Source organism: Thalassospira sp. UBA1131 (assembly GCF_002311515.1).
Lineage (GTDB): Bacteria > Pseudomonadota > Alphaproteobacteria > Rhodospirillales > Thalassospiraceae > Thalassospira.
On record NZ_DCAO01000019.1, the window covers coordinates 14,667 to 17,218 of the forward strand.

The window sequence follows — 2,552 nt, forward strand, 5'->3', positions numbered from 1 at the left end:
GAGCCCGAAATGTTCCCGCAAAAATCAAAAAAAGTTTTCCCGATTCCCCTTGTGAAACGGGGGGCATTTGCCCTATATAGGGGCTGTCGGGGCAACCCGACTACGGCGCTAAACTGCGTGACAGAATAGGCTTTACGGACCCGGGGGCGGTACCCGGCGGCTCCACCAAATTTATCGGTTGTCCGACTCAGACAATCTTCGTGGGGCCGAAATAGGATCGACGTGAGCAGTAAAAGTCAATGTGGGCGCTCGGCATGGTACCACCGCATCGGGCCAATGTTTGTAAATGCAAACGACAACAATGCTCCGGTTGCTGTTGCCGCCTAAGCGGTACTAGCACCAAAGCGAAATTCCGATTGCCGGGAGCGGTAATTTGGTGGGGGACGGGGCACCTAGCAACAGAACGCCCCACTCTTGTATTTCTTTCCCGCTTCGTTATGAATAGAGTGATTATCAAACACGCCAAGATGTAATTGGCGTGCAGAGATGCTATATGACAATGACGGGACGCGCTGGACATTGCCGGTGGTTCCGCCAGATACAGGATTACTGATGCAAGAACCGGAAGAATTCCGCTACGATCTTATGGTCGACCAGGCGCTGCGCGGTGTGGTGAAAGATATCCTCGCGCGTGTGGCCGAAGAGGGCCTTTTCGGAGAGCATCACTATTACATCACGTTCCAGACCAACCATCCCGGTGTGGCCCTGCCTGAAAGTCAGCGCAAGGCACATCCAGACAACATCACCGTTGTCTTGCAACACCGGTTCTGGGATCTGAAATCCGAAGATGATCACTTCTCGGTCGGAATGAGCTTTGATGGCATGCCGACCACGGTTGTCGTGCCCTATGACGCGATGTTGGCCTTTGTCGATCCGTCCGCCAACTTCATGCTGACATTCAGTGTCGAAGAAGAAATGGATGACGCAGATTTCGACTATGATGAAGATGATGATCTTGATGCCGATCTGATTGAGGGCGAAGACGGTGCGCCGACGCTCGTGACCGAGCCATCCAAATCGCGCAAAAAACCCAAGCCGGATGCCAATGAAACCGGCGAGGTCATCGCACTTGATGCGTTCCGCAAGAAATAGAAGATTTACAGGGCGGGCTTGATCCGCCCTTTTTCTTTGCCTGATCCCCGTTGATGTTTCCCGCGTCCGGGGTTCCCCTAATGTATCGTGGCAATTTGATCCATTTGGCGCTAAAACCAGCCACACAAAGAACAAACCCACCTTGTTTTTGAGAGAGACGAGAACCTTCCGATGAGTGATTTTGTCTATAAACCCATGTTTGAGCAGGGGAAGGACACCACCCCTTACCGCAAGATCGGGGACGAGGGTGTTTCGACCGTTGACGTCAATGGCGAGACCTACTTGAAAGTCGAACCCGAGGCGATCGAGAAACTGACCCTTCAGGCTTTCTTTGATTGCTCGCACCTTTTGCGTCCGGGGCATCTCGAACAGCTGCGCAAAATCCTTGATGACGAAGAAGCCACCCCGAATGACAAATTCGTGGCGATGGATCTTTTGAAAAACGCCTCCATCGCATCGGGCGGCGTTTTGCCGATGTGTCAGGATACCGGTACGGCCATCGTCATGGGCAAACGCGGTGGCAAGGTCATCACCGATGGTTCCGATGAAGAAGCCCTGTCCAAGGGTATCTGGCAGGCCTATCAGAAACACAATCTGCGCTTCTCGCAGGTATCGCCGAAAAATATGTTCGAGGAAAAGAATACCGGCTCGAACCTTCCGGCTCAGATTGATCTCTATGCGACCAAGGGCGATGAATACAAATTCATGTTCATGGCCAAGGGCGGTGGGTCTGCCAACAAGACCTTCCTGTTCCAGCAGACCAAGGCGCTTCTGAACCCCGAAAGCCTGCGCAAGTTTTTGGACGAGAAAATCCGTACACTCGGCACCTCTGCCTGCCCGCCATACCATCTGGCGGTCGTTATTGGCGGTACCTCGGCCGAGGCGTGCCTTAAGACCGTGAAAATGGCATCGGCCCGTTATTACGATAACCTTCCGACCGAAGGTGGCGATCATGGTCAGGCCTATCGCGATCTGGAATGGGAACAGAAGATCCTTGAGATGACCCGCGAAATGGGCATCGGCGCGCAGTTTGGTGGCAAGTATTTCTGCCACGATGTGCGCGTGATCCGTCTGCCGCGTCATGGCGCAAGCTGCCCGGTTGGTCTGGGCGTATCGTGCTCGGCTGACCGTCAGATCCTGGGTAAAATCACCAAGGACGGTATCTTTATCGAGGATCTCGAACATGATCCGGCGAAATACCTGCCGCAGGTCACCGACGAGCATCTTGATGACGAAGTGGTCAAGGTTGACCTCAACCGTCCGATGGATGAAATCCGCAAGCAGCTGTCGCAATATCCGGTCAAGACCCGTCTGTCGCTGACCGGGACCGTGATTGTGGCCCGTGACATCGCGCATGCCAAAATCAAGGAACGCCTTGATGCCGGCGAAGAGATGCCGGAATACCTTAAAAACCATCCGGTTTATTATGCGGGCCCGGCCAAGACGCCGGAAGGTATGCC

At 53.9% G+C, this 2,552-nt stretch carries 2 protein-coding genes and 1 other RNA gene; all 3 read left to right on the forward strand.

The annotated features are described in order from the left end of the window. Window positions 1-45: 45 nt before the first annotated feature. Window positions 46-413: a transfer-messenger RNA gene (gene ssrA / locus B3Z49_RS02685) on the forward strand. Between the two features lie 139 nt (window positions 414-552). Beyond that, window positions 553-1,092 carry an SspB family protein gene (locus B3Z49_RS02690; protein WP_008892065.1) on the forward strand — a complete coding sequence of 180 codons (540 nt, stop codon included), beginning with the start codon at window positions 553-555 and terminating at the stop codon, window positions 1,090-1,092. Window positions 1,093-1,263: 171 nt separating this feature from the next. Continuing rightward, window positions 1,264-2,552: fumarate hydratase (locus B3Z49_RS02695; protein ID WP_296988074.1), on the forward strand; the 1,289-nt coding region annotated here is incomplete at its 3' end.